Annotated in this window: 16 protein-coding genes; 14 read left to right on the forward strand and 2 right to left on the reverse strand. The window is 74.7% G+C overall.

The window, feature by feature from the left end; translation table 11 throughout:
• Positions 1-11: 11 nt before the first annotated feature.
• The 8 genes from QRT03_RS24130 to QRT03_RS24165 are packed head-to-tail and all read left to right on the forward strand — an operon-like array spanning position 12 to position 7,037.
• Positions 12-1,298, forward strand: a complete 1,287-nt coding sequence (locus tag QRT03_RS24130) for an MFS transporter (protein WP_286055650.1) — start codon at positions 12-14, stop codon at positions 1,296-1,298.
• Between the two features lie 2 nt (positions 1,299-1,300).
• Entirely contained in the window at positions 1,301-1,615 is a 315-nt protein-coding gene (locus tag QRT03_RS24135) for a UGSC family (seleno)protein (RefSeq protein WP_286055651.1), read from the forward strand.
• A gap of 9 nt (positions 1,616-1,624) precedes the next feature.
• Positions 1,625-3,001, forward strand: coding sequence for a hypothetical protein (locus tag QRT03_RS24140; protein ID WP_286055652.1), 1,377 nt, complete (start codon positions 1,625-1,627; stop codon positions 2,999-3,001).
• Positions 2,998-3,849: an NAD(P)/FAD-dependent oxidoreductase gene (locus QRT03_RS24145; protein WP_286055653.1), complete on the forward strand. Its 852-nt coding sequence runs from the start codon at positions 2,998-3,000 to the stop codon at positions 3,847-3,849. The genes QRT03_RS24140 and QRT03_RS24145 overlap by 4 nt, the downstream gene beginning before the upstream one ends.
• A 3-nt stretch (positions 3,850-3,852) precedes the next feature.
• On the forward strand, positions 3,853-4,380 hold the full coding sequence (locus QRT03_RS32245) for a UGSC family (seleno)protein (protein WP_425604892.1): 528 nt from the start codon (positions 3,853-3,855) through the stop codon (positions 4,378-4,380).
• Positions 4,377-5,387 carry a hypothetical protein gene (locus tag QRT03_RS24155; protein WP_286055655.1) on the forward strand — a complete coding sequence of 337 codons (1,011 nt, stop codon included), beginning with the start codon at positions 4,377-4,379 and terminating at the stop codon, positions 5,385-5,387. The genes QRT03_RS32245 and QRT03_RS24155 overlap by 4 nt, the downstream gene beginning before the upstream one ends.
• Positions 5,384-6,274, forward strand: coding sequence for a hypothetical protein (locus QRT03_RS24160; protein ID WP_286055656.1), 891 nt, complete (start codon positions 5,384-5,386; stop codon positions 6,272-6,274). The genes QRT03_RS24155 and QRT03_RS24160 overlap by 4 nt, the downstream gene beginning before the upstream one ends.
• 25 nt (positions 6,275-6,299) lie before the next feature.
• Complete coding sequence (locus QRT03_RS24165; protein WP_286055657.1) at positions 6,300-7,037, forward strand: hypothetical protein; 738 nt, start codon at positions 6,300-6,302, stop codon at positions 7,035-7,037.
• A gap of 756 nt (positions 7,038-7,793) precedes the next feature.
• Here QRT03_RS24165 and QRT03_RS24170 read toward each other — a convergent pair.
• On the reverse strand, positions 7,794-8,699 hold the full coding sequence (locus QRT03_RS24170) for an NADP-dependent oxidoreductase (RefSeq protein ID WP_286055658.1): 906 nt from the start codon (positions 8,697-8,699) through the stop codon (positions 7,794-7,796).
• A 55-nt stretch (positions 8,700-8,754) separates the two neighbouring features.
• Between QRT03_RS24170 and QRT03_RS24175 the strand changes: the two genes are divergently transcribed.
• From QRT03_RS24175 to QRT03_RS24200, 6 genes are all read left to right on the forward strand, one after another.
• The gene (locus QRT03_RS24175) at positions 8,755-9,453 is read left to right on the forward strand and encodes a TetR/AcrR family transcriptional regulator (protein ID WP_286055660.1); all 699 of its coding nucleotides are present in this window, start codon (positions 8,755-8,757) and stop codon (positions 9,451-9,453) included.
• Between the two features lie 99 nt (positions 9,454-9,552).
• Positions 9,553-10,074 (forward strand): NADPH-dependent FMN reductase, encoded by a 522-nt coding sequence (locus QRT03_RS24180; protein WP_286055661.1) that lies wholly within the window; start codon positions 9,553-9,555, stop codon positions 10,072-10,074.
• A gap of 34 nt (positions 10,075-10,108) precedes the next feature.
• Entirely contained in the window at positions 10,109-10,300 is a 192-nt protein-coding gene (locus QRT03_RS24185; protein ID WP_286055662.1) for a DUF4177 domain-containing protein, read from the forward strand.
• Between the two features lie 106 nt (positions 10,301-10,406).
• Positions 10,407-11,108, forward strand: coding sequence for a methyltransferase domain-containing protein (locus QRT03_RS24190; RefSeq protein ID WP_345783280.1), 702 nt, complete (start codon positions 10,407-10,409; stop codon positions 11,106-11,108).
• Between the two features lie 73 nt (positions 11,109-11,181).
• Positions 11,182-12,063, forward strand: a complete 882-nt coding sequence (locus tag QRT03_RS24195; protein ID WP_286055663.1) for an SMP-30/gluconolactonase/LRE family protein — start codon at positions 11,182-11,184, stop codon at positions 12,061-12,063.
• Between the two features lie 81 nt (positions 12,064-12,144).
• Positions 12,145-13,716: a hypothetical protein gene (locus QRT03_RS24200; protein ID WP_286055664.1), complete on the forward strand. Its 1,572-nt coding sequence runs from the start codon at positions 12,145-12,147 to the stop codon at positions 13,714-13,716.
• On the opposite strand, the gene QRT03_RS24205 is transcribed toward QRT03_RS24200, so the two are convergent.
• Positions 13,702-14,514, reverse strand: coding sequence for an IclR family transcriptional regulator (locus QRT03_RS24205; RefSeq protein WP_286055665.1), 813 nt, complete (start codon positions 14,512-14,514; stop codon positions 13,702-13,704). The genes QRT03_RS24200 and QRT03_RS24205 overlap by 15 nt on opposite strands.
• Between the last annotated feature and the right edge of the window lie 6 nt (positions 14,515-14,520).

A 14,520-nucleotide genomic window follows, 5' to 3' on the forward strand; every position in this document is an offset into this window, starting at 1 on the left:
GGAGGCGGAGCATGACCACGGAGCAGCCACTGGGGACGGCCGACCCCACCGCCGCCCCGCCCGAGTACACGCCCGGCGAACGGCGTCGCATCCTCGGCGCGGCCTGCCTGGGCTGGGGCATGGAGTACTTCGACTTCATGCTCCCGACGCTGCTGGCGCCGCTGATCATGGCGCACTTCGGCGTCTCGGCCGGCGTGTTCAGCGTGGCGATCGTCGGGCAGCTGATCGGGTCCGCGGTGGGCGGGCTGGTCTTCGGCTGGCTCGGCGACCGCTACGGGCGCCGCCGCACGCTGATCTGGTCGATCCTCATCTACTCGATCGCCACCGGCCTGGTGTTCTTCGCGCCGAACTTCGCCGTCTTCGTCGTCCTGCGGATCCTCACCGGCGTCGGGACCGGCGGCGAGTGGGCCGTCGGGTTCGCCTGGCTGAACGAGGCGTGGTCGCCGAAGCGCCGCGGGCTCGGCGGCGGGCTCGTCCAGTCGTCGCTGTGGCCGGCCTACGCACTGGCGATCCTCGTCGCGCAACTCGTCCCCGACTGGCGCTACGCCTTCCTCATCGGCGTCCTCCCTGCGCTCGGGTGCGTGTGGATCCGCTACGCGTGCCGGGAGTCGCGCCAGTGGGAGGAGCTGCAGCGCCGCAAGGCGACCGGACAGCTCTCCGCCGACCTCGCCCGCACCGCCGCACGCTCACCCTGGCGCCAGCTGGTCGCCCGCGACGCCCTGCCGTTCGTCGGGCTCGGCCTGCTGGTCGCGTTCGGCGGTCAGTGGGTGCCCTACACGGCGACGACGTGGATGCCGTCGATGCTCAAGAGCGACCTCGGGTTCTCGACGAACGCCGCGAGCACCGTCCTCTACGTCGCCTCCGCGATCTCCTTCGTCGGCTTCATCCTCGCGGGCTGGCTCTCCGACCGGCTCGGACGACGCCGGGTGTTCGTCGCCTTCGCGGGGCTGCAGACCGTGGTGTTCGCCGTGATGCTGTTCCTGGCCGTCGAGGGGAGCGGCCTGTCGAACTTCGTATGGCTCTACCTGCTGTCCAGCCTGTTCCTCGGCTACTTCGGCATCTTCGGGGTGTGGTTCGGCGAGCTGTTCCCGACCCGCATCCGCTCCCTCGGCTCGGCCGCCGCCTACAACATCGGCCGCGGTCTCTCCGGCATCGGCACCCTGATCGGTGGCATCGTCGCCACCACGTCCGGTTACGGCATCGCGGTCGGGATCGCGGTGGTCGGCGCCGCGATCGTCACGGTCGCGGCCGTCTTCCTGCGCGACCGGTCCGGTCGCGTCATCACGGCGGAGGAGTAGGCGTGGAACCCACCTACGAGGCGATGTGGCCGCTCGGACCGAAGGTGGCCGACGACGTCGCCGAGCACGAGCGGCCGGACCGGCTCACCGGGGTGCGGGTCGGCTACCTGTGGGACGAGCTCTTCCGCGGGCCGGAGATGTTCGAGGTCATCTCCGACGTGGCCCGCGAGCGCCACGGCGACGTCGAGTTCGTCGGATGGGAGGAGTTCGGCAACTTCCACGCCTCCGCCGCCGAGGAACGCAAGGTCCTTGACGCCCTGCCGGAGCTGCTGCGCGCGCACCGCGTCGACCTCGTCGTCGCCGCGGTGGGTGCTTGAGGCTCCTGCATGCCTGCCGTGATGCGGGCAGCGGCCACCGCCGAGCGCGCCGGGGTCCCGGCCGTGGCGATCGGGGGAGCGGGGTTCGAGGGCATGGGGCGCGCGATCGGGCGGTCCCTGGGCGTGCCGCACGTCCCGATCGTCAGCTACCCCGGAGTGATCCTCGCCGACGACACCCCCACGTTCCGGACGAAGATGCGCGACCAGGTCGCACCCGCCGTCGTGGACGCGCTGGTGGCGGGGTCGGCGGCCACCACCGACGCTCTTCCCGACGCCGAGCCGTCCCCGACCGACGTCGTCGTCTCGGGCGACCTCGACGCGGTCACCGAGCACTTCGAGGCGCGCGGCTGGACCGACGGCCTCCCGATCGTCCCGCCGACCCCCGAGCGCGTCGCGGCCTTCCTCGCCCGCACCCGGCGCGACCCCGACGAGGTGCTCGGCGTCCTCGCGCCCGACCAGCGGCAGGCGACGGTGCGCAGCGTCGCGGTCAACGGCGTCGTGGCGGGCTGCCGACCGGAGTACATGCCGGTGCTGCTCGCGGTCGTGGAGTGCCTCGCTGATCCGGTCTTCCGGGTCCAGGACGCGGGGTCCACGCCGGGGTGGGAGCCGCTGGTGGTGCTGTCCGGACCCGTCGTCGGGACCCTGGACTTCAACAGCGGGACCGGCGCGCTGCGGGCCGGGCGACGCGCCAACACGGCGGTCGGGCGGTTCGTGCGGCTCTACCTGCGCAACGTCGCCGGCCTGCGCATCCCGCCGGAGCACACCGACCAGGGCGCGATCGCGGGGACCTTCCACGTCGCGCTGGCCGAGAACGACGACGCCGTCGCCGGGCTGGGCTGGCCGTCGTTCCGGGAGGACCGGGGGTTCGACGCCGCCGACTCCGTCGTCACCGTCCAGAGCGTCGTCACCGTGAGCGCACCGATCTATTCCGGCGGCGAGACCGCCCGCGACCACCTCGACGCGCTGACCCGCGGCATGGCCGACGCGATCGGACCGTGGGCCTACACCGGGCTGGAGTTCGGAGCGTTCCACCCGCTGCTCGTCGTCGGGCCCGCCGTCGCCGCGGCGCTGGCCCGGGGCGGCGTCGACAAGGACGCGATCCGCGCGCACCTCGGCGAGCACCTGCTGGTGGCGGCGTCCGCGCTGCAGACCTGCGCGTGGAACGTCGGGTCGACCAGCTTCGACCTGGACGCGAAGGTGGCGGCCGGGGAGGTCGACGACCGGTACGCCGGCACCGACCCCGACCGCCTCGTCCCGATGCTGCAGCGGCCCGACGACCTCGGGATCGTGCTGGCCGGAAACGAGAGCCGCAATCAGTCGCGCGGCTTCGTCCAGAACCACGTCCAGGGCGTGCCCGTGAGCCGCCGGATCGAGGAGGGCCCATGAGCGAACCGGACTGGGACGTCGTCGTGGTCGGCGCCGGGATCGCCGGGCTGACCGCGGCGCGAGTCTGCGCCGAGCAGGGCCTGCGGGTCGTCGCGCACGACATGCTCGCGCCGGGCGGACGGCTGATCAACCTCGGCGCGGTCCAGGGCTGGCCGGGCAGCGCCCCGCAGGGGCCGGAGTTCGCGGGCGCCCTGCTCGAGGAGGTCATGACGGCGGGCGTGGAGATCGCGTACGGCGAGGTCACGGGCCTGACGCCGGGTCGGCCGGTGGGCGTCGAGACGGCGGAGGGGCCGGTGAGCACGCGGGCGGTCGTCGTCGCGACCGGACGCGCGCCGGACGAGGGCGGGCTGCCGGACGCGCCGGACTGGGCCGGTCGCGGGCTCTCGGAGTGCGCCGCGTGCGACGGACCGCTGTACGCCGGGAAGAAGGTCGTCGTGCTCGGCGGCGACGAGTGGTCCGCCGCCGAGGCGCTCGAGCTGGCGGAGGTGGCGGCGCACGTGACGGTCGTGGCGCCGTCGGTCTCCTGGTCCGCGGCGGCCGAGCGGCGGGTGGCCGGCTCCCCGACGATCGAGGTCCGCCGCGGCGCGACCGCGACCAGGCTCGAGGGGCCGTCCACCCTCGCCGCAGTCCACCTCGACGACGGCAGCACCGTCGAGGCCGCGGGCGTGTTCCTCGCGGGCGCCACCCGCCCCCGCCGGGCGCTGCTCGACGCGGCCGGCGGGGAGCCGCACGTCATCGCGGCCGGCGACGTGGCCAGCTCCGACGACCCGCCCACCCTGCTCGCCGCCGCCGCGGACGGCCACCGGGCCGGGCTCGCCGTCGTGACCCTGCTGCTCTCGGAGGACTGACCGATGCGCATCGTCGACCCCACGTACGGACTCGCGCCCGCCGACCAGGAGTCGGCCGCCGTCACCGCGACCCCCACCGACGACCTGTGCGGCCTGTCGAACTCCAAGCCCGGCGCGACGGTGCTGCTGGAGACGGTCGGGCGCCGCCTGTTCGACGACCATGGGCTCGGCCCCATGTCCGTCGCCTCGAAGCCCAGCGCGGCCGCCGGTGCCACCCCGGAACTGCTCGACCACCTCGCCGCGCAGTACCGGTTGGCGGTCGTCGCCATCGGCGATTGAGGCTCGTGCTCGTCGTGGAGTCTCCACGACTCGCTGGAGCTGGAGCGCCGCGGCGTCCGCTCCGTCCTCGTCGTCACCCGCTCGTTCCTGCCGCTGGTCCAGGCGCAGGCGAAGGCCCGGAAGGCCGAGCCGCGCCTCGTCGTCGTGGACCATCCGATCGGCGGGCTCTCCGACGCCGAGCTCGCAGGCCGGATCGACGCGGCGTTCGACGGGGTGCTGGAGACCTTCCGGGGCATGGAGGTGCTGCCGTGACCGAGACGCTGGACGTTCCCGCGGACGCCGACTGGGAGGACTGGGTCGACGACCGCGGCTGGGGCGACGGCCTGCCCACCGTCGCCCCGACCGAGGACCGCGTCGACGCGATGCTGCAGGGCCTTCCCGACGGTGCCGCGGCCGGGTTGGCGGCGCTGCCCCCGAGCGGGCTCACGCCGACGCTGCGCTCGGTGGCGGCGAACGCGGTGATGGCGGGCTGCGTGCCCGGGATGCTGCCGGTGCTGCTCGCGGCGCTGGAGGCGGTGTCGACCCCGGCGTACAACCTGCACGGCACGCTCGCCACGACCCACCCGTGCGCGCCGATGGTGCTCGTCTCCGGGTCCGCGCGCGCCGGGTTCCACGGCGGCGGGAACTGCTTCGGGCCCGGGAACCGCCGCAACGCCACCCTGGGCCGGGCGCTCTCGCTCGTGCTGCTGCACGTCGGCGGGGCGCGGCCGGGGACGCTCGACCGTTCCACCCAGGGCTCGCCCGCGAAGTACACGTTCAGCTTCGCGGAGTCCGACGAGAGCCCCTGGGCGGGTCTGCCGTCGCGGCGGGGCTTCGACGACGGCGAGCCGGTCGTCTCCGTGATGGCCGCGGAGCCGCCGCACAACGTCAACGACCACGGCAGCACCACCGGCGACGGCATCCTCACGACGATCGCCGGGACCATGGCCGAGACCGGTTCCAACAACGTCTACGTCCGCGGGCCGCACCTGCTCGTCCTCGGCCCCGAGCACGCCGCGACGCTGCACCGCGACGGGTGGGACCCGGTCTCGATCCGCGAGCACCTGTGGAAGACCGCGCGGATCCCGGTCGAGAAGGTGTCGCCGGGGAACCGGGAGCAGTTCGTCGAGTGGGGCGTGAAACCCGACGGCGACGCGTACACGGTCAGCACCGGCCCGGAGCAGCTGCACGTCGCGGTGGCCGGGGGAGCGGGGAAGCACTCGGCGTGGATCCCGTCGTTCGGCGGGACGGAGCTGGTGTCGGTGCGGGTGCGGCGGTGACCTTCTCGCCGGTGCCCATCGGGTGCACGGTCGAGGACGCGACGACGTCGTTGCTGGCCGACGGCGTGGGCGACGGCCTGCCGGTCGTCCCGCCGACGGTCGAGCGGTGGGAGCGGATGCTGGACGGGGTCGCGGACCCGGACGCCGTGCTCGCCGTCGTGCCGCCGCTGTTCGGGGAGCTCACGGCGCGGACCGTGGCGGGGTGCTGCGTGCTCGCGGGGTGCCGACCCGGGGTGGTGCCGCTGGTGCTGGCCGCGGCGCGGGCGGCGTGCGAGCCGGAGTTCAACCTGCTCGGGGTGCAGACCACGACCGGGACGGCCGCCGTCGGGATGATCGTGCACGGGCCGGTCGTCTCGCGGCTCGGGTTGTCGTCGTCGACCGGCATGCTCGGCCCGGGCCCGCACGCGAATGGGGTGCTGGGGCGGGCACTGGCGTTGACGTTGTCAGCGGTGGGCGGCGTGACCGCAGGCGTCACCAGCATGGCCACGACGGCGCAGCCCGCGCGGTACGGGTTCTGCCTGGCCGAGTCCGGCGGGGCGTCCGCCGTGACCGTCCTGGCGATCGGCGGGACCGCGGAGGTGCTGCCGCGCGACGACCTGCCTGCCCCCGACGACGTCCTCGACCCGCTCGCCGACGCCCTCGCCGCTCCGGGCCGCGCCGCCGGCGGGCTGGACCGCATGGCCGAGTGCGAGCAGACGCTGGTCCTCCCGCCGGAGATCGCCGGTCGGGTCCGCGACACCGACGACCTCCTCGCCCGGGCGCACGCCCGTCTCGGGGCACCGGTGGGTGCGCTGCGCGTCGTGGAGGCGGGCGGGCCCGGGGTGAAGATGCTGCACCTACCGGGATGGATGGGCGGTTCGCGCGGGGTGACGCGGACACTGGGGTAGCTCCCGACGACGGAGGTGGCGGGTCGTGCTGTCCCCGGTCTCCGTCGTGGCCCTGGTCGGCGGGGTGGCGCTGCTCGCGGTCGGCGGGCTCGCGTGGAGCGGACTGTGGCGACGGTGGGCGCGGCCGGAGCCCGCCCGGTCGGCGCCGATCACGGTGGTGCCGGGCGTCGGCGTCTTCCTCGTGACCCTCGGCGTGCTGCCGCTGCTCGTGCACCTGCTGGGCAACGTCCTGGTGCTGCTCGGGTTCCTGGCCGCGATCGGGTCCTGGCTGGTGCTGCTCTCGGAGCCGCCGTGGTGGGGTCCGCGCTGGTGGCGGGAGCGGGGCGCCGTCCGGGAGTCGTCCGACGTCGAGGAGGTGCTGTGGGCCCGCCGGGTGCCGCCCGAGCGCGACAGCGAGTACCTCGTGTCCATCGAGCGGGCGCCGTCGTCCCCGCGCGTGCGGCGGTCGGTGCTGCTCCTCGATCCCGCCCTCGGCCGCCCGACGCTGCACCACCAGGATGGCGCCGCCCCCGGCTCGCTGCTGCTCTTCGACGACGAGGTGGTCTTCGCGGCCGACCGTCGCGACGACGCCACCCGCCCCGGCCCGACGATCCGTGTCCTCCCGGCGGCCGGCGGCCTCGACGTGCGGCGCGAGCCAAGCCCGCGTGACGTGCGGCTGTCGTCGGTGGTGATCGTGGGTGCCGACGGGTCCCGGTGCCGCTTCGAGGTCGTGCGCCCCCGCTCGCTGATCGCCGTCCTCCGCCGGACGTACCCCTCGGCGTAGTGCGTGCGCACACGGCCAGGGCGGTTCACCCTCCGTCGCGTGAGCGTTGCGTGGCGCACACGGCGGGCGCGGGTCGCGTCCCGCCACACGGGCGTTGCGGGACGCACACGGCGAGGGCAGTTCGCCTTCCGCCACGTGGGCGTTGCGTCGCGCACACGGTCGGCGGCGTTGGTGTTCTGCGACGCAGGCGTTGCGGTAGGCAGTACGTGGACGCGGGTCACCCGCCGCGATCACGGGAGACCGCGCTGCAGGATTGACGTCAGTGGCAGCGCGCAGCGCGGAGTGCGCGCCGTGCCACTGACGTCGTTCGTGACCGTCGGCGATCCGGTCGTACGGGGCACCGGGTACCGGGCCCGAGGGCCGCTCCCCGACACCGCCAACCGCGACGCCCGCCTCTTGCGTCGCGCAACGCGACCGTCGCCTCGTGTGACCATCCGAGCCGTGTGCGTCGCGCACACGGCGGGCGCGGGTCGCGTCCCACCACACGGGCGTTGCGGGACGCACACGGCCAGGGCAGTTCGCCCTCCACGACGTCGGCGTTGCGTCGCGCAACGGGGCTGTCGCCACGTGCCGTCCGTCCGGGCCGTGTGCGTCGCGCAACGGGGCTGTCGCCACGTGCCGACTGTCCCGGCCGTGTGCGTCGCGCAACGGGGCTGTCGCCACGTGCCGACTGTCCCGGCCGTGTGCGTCGCGCAACGGGGCTCTCGGAACGTGCCGACCGTCCCGGCCGTGTGCGTCGCGCAACGGCCCCCGCGATCACACGACCAGCACCAGGCGTCCCCGGACGTGCCCGCCGTCGCTGACGCGGTGGGCGTCGGCGATCCGCTCGAAGGGGAAGGTGTGGTCGACGGGCAGCCAGAAGCGGCCGGCGTCGACCAGGGCACCGACGTCGTGCATCGCGTGGAACCCGTGCCCGTCGGTGAACCCGTTGCTGAAGTGCACGCCGTACTGTGCCGCGTCCATGTCGGCGACCGTGATGACGCGGCTCGGGTCGCCGGTGAGGTCGATCAACTCGGGGAGCACACCGCTGCCGGCGACGTCGAGCGCGACGTCCACGCCGTCCGGGACCAGGGCACGGACCCGGGTCGCCATGCCGTCGCCGTAGGTCACGGGCTCGGCGCCGAGGAGCCGCAGGTACTCCTGGTTCCGCGGCCCCGCCGACCCGATCACGCGCGCGCCTCGCGCGACGGCGAGCTGGACGACCGTGCTCCCGATCCCGCCGGACGCGCCGTTGACGAACAGCAGCGTGCCGTCCTTCACGCCGAGCTGGTCGAGACCTCGGGTCGCCGTCTCCAGGGCGACCGGCAGGGCGGCCGCGTCGACGAAGCCCAATGACGCGGGGATCGGCGCGCGGATCGTCAGCAGCGCGAGGTCGGCGGCCGCCGCGTGGTCGTCGCTCACCCCGAAGACCCGGTCGCCGACCGCCACGTCCGTCACGCCCTCCCCGACCTCGTCGACGATCCCGGCCACGTCGGTGCCGGTCGTCTGCGGCAGGTCGGCGCCGAAGCTCAGCGATCCGGACCGGAGCTTGGTGTCCGTGGCGCTGATCCCCGCCGCGTGGACGACGACCCGGACCTGACCCGGCCCCGGATGCGGATCCGGCCGCTCCACGATCTCCAGGACCTCGGGCCCGCCGTACCGGCTGAACTGGACTGCTCGCATCGCGCACCCTTGATTTACCGTCGGTAAGTTCCTGTCCACAGGTAAGCTACGGCCTATGACGATGGGTGACCAGGTCTTCTGGCTCCGGGACGAGCCGGCGCGCGCCACCCGCCGTGCCACCCCGCTCACCCGCGAGCGCATCGTCGAGTCGGCCGTCGCCGAGCTGGACGAGCACGGGGCGGAACGCCTGACGATGCGGCGGCTCGCCCAGCGGCTCGAGGTCACGTCGACCGCGCTGTACTGGCACGTCGCGACGAAGGAGGATCTGCTCGACCTCGCGCTCGACCGTGCCGTCGGCGAGGTCGCCCTGCCCGATGCCGACGACGAGCCCCGCGCCGCGATCCGTGCGCTCATGCACGGCTGGCGCGTCGCTCTGCTGGCGCACCCCTGGGCGCCGGTGCTGCTCGGCCGCCCGACGCTCGGACCGAACGTCCTCGCCCGGACCGAGTTCCTCCAGGCGATGCTGACCCGCGCGGGACTGTCCGGCGTCGAGCTCGCCTCGGCCGCCCGGCTGCTCTCCACCCACGTCCTCGGGTCGGCGATGCAGGAGGTCTCGTGGCGGCGCGTGGACGACCCGGCACTCCTCGAGAAGGCCCGCGAGCACATCACGCGCCGCGCGGACCTCTACCCGACGTTGAACTCCTCCGGCTTCCTCGACGCCGGGCGCCACTCGCCGGACGACCTCTTCTCCCTCGGCCTCGACCGCCTCCTCACCGCGGTGCTCGGACCGGCCTCACCGCCCCGTCGGTCGTAGGAGCGCGTCGAGAGCGCGGACCAGCTCGCCGACCCGAGTGACCCGTCGGCCGGCCCCTGATGCACCACACACGGCACTCGTCGACCTACTGTTCCCGGCGTGCCCACGGTCCTGCTCCTCTCCGGCAGCACCCGCGTCGGCTCGACGAACACGGCCCTGCTCCGCACGGCGGCTGCCCTCCGCCCCGAGGGCACGCGCCTCTATGACGGGCTGAAGGCCCTGCCGGCGTTCGACCCGGACGACGACGTCGACCCCCTCCCACCCGCCGTCGCGACCCTGCGGGCGGCGCTGGCCGCGGCCGACGCACTCCTGATCTGCACCCCCGAGTACGCGGGCGCCCTGCCGGGGGCGTTCAAGAACCTGCTCGACTGGACCGTCGGCGGCGCGGAGATGCCCGGGATGCGGGTCGGCTGGATCAACGCGGCCGGGGTGGCGGCGCCGACCGGCGGGCAGGGCGCCCACGGCGAGCTCGCGACCGTGCTCGGGTACGTCCAGGCGCGCATCGTCGAGACCGCGTGCCGACGCGTGCCGCTCCAGCGGTCGCAGGTCGGCGACGACGGGCTGATCGCCGATCCCGAGGTGCGTCGGGAGGTCCGGGCGGCCCTCGACGCGCTGACTTGACCATGACGTCGCGGCACGGTGTCTGCTCGCGTCCATGGACAACCGGTTCCAGTACAAGGTGCTCACCTACAAGCTCGGCTGGAAGGGCTTCAAGTACGAGCAGATGGAGCAGGACCTCAACGAGCTCGGCGCCCAGGGGTGGGACACCGTCAGCACCCTCGCGCCGTCGTACGGGCAGGGACAGACGCTCGACGTCGCCGTCATCCTCAAGCGGACGGTGGGCTGAGCGCCGACGATGGGCCGATGAGCCGCTACGGGCTGGAGCTGGACGACACCGAGCACGAGCGGTTGCGGCGCCAGGCCGCCGGCGTCCACCTGCTCGACGACGACCTGTGGGAGACCGCGGCATCGGGCCCGGCGCGCGGGTCGCCGACCTCGGCTGCGGGCCCGCGGCGGTCCTGCTCGAGCTGCGCGAACGGGTGGGCGTGCACGGCGTGCTGCGCGGCGTCGACGCCGACCCGGACATGGTCGAGCGGGCCCGGGCCGACGCGGCCGCGGCGGGGGCGGACAACGTCGGCGTCTCGCGGGGCGACGCCGACGACTCCGGCCTGCCGGCGGGCGAGTTCGACTGCGTACTCGTCCGGCTGGTCCTGCTGCACAACGGCGGCCGCGAGCAGGCGATCGTCGACCACGCCGCCTCGCTCGTGCGCCCGGGCGGCGTGGTGTTCCTGTACGACCTGGACACGACGATGGTCCGGGTCGTCCCGCCGACGGCGCCGGTCTCGGAGATGGGGGAGCGGTTCCACGACTACCAGCGCCGGGTCGGCAACGACCCCGGCGTCGGCACCCGCCTGCCGGAGCTGCTGGAGTCGGCGGGCCTGACCGTCGAGGCGTTCCGGGGGCAGTGCCGCACCGGGCGGCGCAACCCGGGGCAGCGCGGTCCGATCTGGGCGGCGCGGCGGGCGATGCTGGCGCAGGGCGTCGTCACCGAGGAGGACCTCGATCGCTGGGACCGCGAGTTCGCGGTGCTCGAGGCGGCGCCGGTGCAGCCGTGGATGGTCGTGTCGGTCTTCACCGCACTCGGGAGGCGGTGAAGAATTCCGGCGGTCGTCGTCGATTCCGCGGGGTGCCGTTCGTGGAGACCACGACGACCCCGAGGAGGACACGATGACCGAGCACACGACGACCGAGTACCTGCCGACCCCGACGACGGCGCTGACGGACCTGGCGATGGTCGAGTCCGGACGCTGGCACGACGGGCGCCTGTGGTTCGCGCACTGGGTCGCGGGCGAGGTGATCGCGGCCGACCCGTCGTCGGGAACGACCGAGGTGATCGCTCCCGGACCGGAGCGCATGGGCTGGGCGATCGACTGGCTCCCCGACGGCCGACTGCTGGTCACGGGCGACGACACGACCGTCCACGGTCCCGACGGCGGGTCGGCGCGGTTCAGCGCGCAGGGCGGCAACGAGATCGCGATCGACCCGCGCGGGCACGTCTACGTGAACGGGGCCGACTTCGACTTCCTCGGCGGCGGCGCCCCGGAGCCCGGATGGATCCGGCTCCTCGGGCCCGACGGGTCGGTGCGCGACGTCGCGGGGGACATCGAGTTCCCCAACGGCATGCTGGTGACCCCGGACGGCCGGACGTTGGTGGTCGCCGAATCGTTCGCCGGGCGGCTGAGCGCGTTCGACATCGCGGACGACGGGTCGCTGACGAACCGGCGGGTGTGGGCCGAGGGCCTGGGGCCGGACGGCATCTGCATCGACGGCCAGGGTGGCATCTGGGCGCAGACCGCGGACACGTTCGCGCACGGCGGCAGCGGACCGGCCGGCGCGATCGTGCGGGTGCTCGAGGGCGGCGAGATCACGCACCGCGTGGAGACCGACCAGCCGTGCTTCGCGTGCGCCCTGGGCGGGCCGGACGGTCGCGACCTGTTCCTGCTCTGCAACGACTGGGAGGGCATCGAGACCGCGTACGCCGTCACGGAGCGGCGATCGGCCCGCGTGCTCACCACTCGCGCGCCGTTCGCCGCTCCAGGATTGGGCTGAACGGTGGATTGAGCGGTCTCCGACGGGTGACGGGGCGCCTCCTCGCCTAACGAGGTCCGGCCGGGAACAGACGGATCAGGCATGGATCACGAGAAGATCACGGCCCGGGAGCTGGACGAGGCCCTCGCCGAGCATTCCCGGGTCGTGGTGACCGGTCCGTCGCTGGTCGCTGTGCGAGCGGCCGTCGAGGCGGTGTTCGACCGCGTCGAGGGGGCCACGCGCGACGGGGCCGCCGGCCTGCTCGTCGTCCCCGACGCCCCGCCCGCCGTGCTCGAGCGGCTGCTCGGGACCGATCGGCGCATGGTGCTCGGGGTGCGGCCCGCCGTCCTCGACGCGGTCGCCAGTGCGGACCTCGACGCCGGGATCGTCTCCGTCGAGATCCTTCCCGACACCGGGTCGGGCCCGGTCGGGGAGGTCGTGCGGGCCGTCGTCGACCGGGACCGACTCGCCGTCGAGGGCCCGCTCGACGAGACCGAACTGGCCGCGCTCGTCGGCCGGGAGGACGTCGCGGAGGAGCTCGAGGCGGCGATCGGGGCCGGGCTGGTCGTCCGCGACGGCGCCCACCTCGCGCCCGCACCCGCCGTCGTCGACCTCGCGGAGAGCGCGGCCGGGTGGCCGGTCACCCCGGAGTTCGCCCGCCGCCTGCGGGACGCGGGCGATCCCGCGCGGCTCGTCGTCCCCGGCCGGATCGCGGTCGCGCGGGGCGACGTCGGCGTGGGGCCGGTGCTGCTCGGGCGGCTCGACCCGGACGACGTGCCGGTCGAGGCGGCCTGGGCGGTCGCGACCGCGGCCGAGGAGCGGGGCTACGACGACGCCGCCGCGCGCTGGCACCGTTCGGTCGCCACCCGCGGCGACGCCGACGACGCGCGTGCCTCCCGGCGGGCTGCCGGCCTGGCCGAGCTCCGGTGCGGCCGTCGCCGTGCCGCCCGTGACCTGCTCACCGGCATCGACGGCGCCGACCGCGCCACCCAGGACGTCCTCGCCCGCCTCGTGCTGGCCGACGCGACCACCGAGGAAGCCCGCCGCGAGGCCCGCCGCCGCTTCGAGCTCGCGGCCGACGGCGACGACGAGCTCGCCGCCTCCGCCGCGCTCGCCCTGGTCAGCATGTCCCGCGAGGATCACGACGACGAGGCGACCGTGCGCTGGCTCCGGGCGGCGGCACGCTGCACGACCGACCGCGAACGCGGGGTCCGCGCGCGCATCGTCGTCATCCCGGTGCTGGCCCGCCTCGGCCGGCTCGCGGAGGCCGACGAGGCCGCGGACGCACTGGGCGCCTTCCTCACCGACACCGACCCGCGCGCCTGGCGGGAGGCCCTCGGCCTCGCCCGCGCCGCGATCGCCCGGCAGCGTGGCGACCTCGACCGGGCCCGCGTGGAGCTGGCCGCGATCACGGCCGACGTCCGCGGACCGGCCTGGGCCGCGGCGTCCGTCGAGCTCGACGTCGAGCAGGGGCGGTGGACCGCGCTGCTCGACGACCGCCCGGAGTGGGTCTTCCTGCGCGACGTCCGGCGGGACCGTCCGGAGCTGTCGTCCTCGACCGACCCGCAGCAGCGCCTCCGGGCCGCCCGCGACCTCACCCTCCTGCGCGAGGACTGGTCGGTGCCGGTCCCGGCGCCGCGGGAGGCGCCCCGGGATCTCTCACGCCGGCGCTGAGGCCCCGTTCGTCTGCTGGCGGGCCAGCTCGTCCACCAGCACGTCCGCCGTCGCCTGCAGCTTCGGGACGGCGGAGCGCAGCAGCTCGTCGGTCATGCGCGTCGTCGGACCGGAGATCGACACCGCGGCGGGCAACGAGCCGTCCAACGCGACCGCGACGCACCGCACGCCCAGCTCCTGCTCGCCCTCGTCGACCGCGTAGCCCGCCTCGCGCACACGGTCCAGCTCGCGCTCGAACGCGCCGAGGTCGGTGATCGTGTTGTCGGTGTGCGCGACCAGGTCGGTGTGCCGGAGGATCTCCCGGGTGCGCTCCGCGGGCATCTGCGCGAGCAGCGCCTTCCCGACCGCCGTGCAGTGCGGAGAGACCCGCCGTCCGACCTCGGTGAACATCCGCATCGAGTGCCGGCCCGGCGCCTGCGCGACGTAGACGACCTGCGCGCCCTCCATGAGCGCCAGGTTCGCGGTCTCGCCGATCGCGTCCACCAGCTCCGTCAGCCGCGGCATCGCCCACACCCCGACGAGCCGCCCGGCGGTGTCGCCGAGCCGCACCAGCCGCGGGCCGAGCGCGTACTCCCGCGACGACTCCTGCCGCACGTACCCACGCCCGACCAGCGTCCGCATCAGGCGGTAGATCGTCGGCAGCGGCAGGCCGGAGGTGGCCGCGAGCTGGGACAGGCCGACGGTGCCGCCGGCGTCCGTCATCGCCTCGAGCAGGTCGATGGCCCGCTCGACCGACTGCACGGTGCCCGACCGCGCCGGAGCCGCCTCGCCGCCGTCACCGATATCGGCCTTTCGCATGGTGGA

The organism is Actinomycetospora termitidis (genome assembly GCF_030286555.1).
GTDB classification, from domain to species: Bacteria; Actinomycetota; Actinomycetes; order Mycobacteriales; family Pseudonocardiaceae; genus Actinomycetospora; species Actinomycetospora termitidis.

Excerpts from the sequence above, each read along its gene's own strand:
- QRT03_RS24130 (WP_286055650.1), top strand. The coding sequence starts at position 12 with ATGACCACGGAGCAGCCACTGGGGACGGCCGACCCCACCGCCGCCCCG.
- QRT03_RS24140 (WP_286055652.1), top strand. The coding sequence starts at position 1,625 with ATGCCTGCCGTGATGCGGGCAGCGGCCACCGCCGAGCGCGCCGGGGTC.
- QRT03_RS24145 (WP_286055653.1), top strand. The coding sequence starts at position 2,998 with ATGAGCGAACCGGACTGGGACGTCGTCGTGGTCGGCGCCGGGATCGCC.
- QRT03_RS24170 (WP_286055658.1), bottom strand. The coding sequence starts at position 8,699 with ATGCGAGCAGTCCAGTTCAGCCGGTACGGCGGGCCCGAGGTCCTGGAG.
- QRT03_RS24175 (WP_286055660.1), top strand. The coding sequence starts at position 8,755 with ATGACGATGGGTGACCAGGTCTTCTGGCTCCGGGACGAGCCGGCGCGC.
- QRT03_RS24185 (WP_286055662.1), top strand. The coding sequence starts at position 10,109 with ATGGACAACCGGTTCCAGTACAAGGTGCTCACCTACAAGCTCGGCTGG.
- QRT03_RS24195 (WP_286055663.1), top strand. The coding sequence starts at position 11,182 with ATGACCGAGCACACGACGACCGAGTACCTGCCGACCCCGACGACGGCG.
- QRT03_RS24200 (WP_286055664.1), top strand. The coding sequence starts at position 12,145 with ATGGATCACGAGAAGATCACGGCCCGGGAGCTGGACGAGGCCCTCGCC.
- QRT03_RS24205 (WP_286055665.1), bottom strand. The coding sequence starts at position 14,514 with ATGCGAAAGGCCGATATCGGTGACGGCGGCGAGGCGGCTCCGGCGCGG.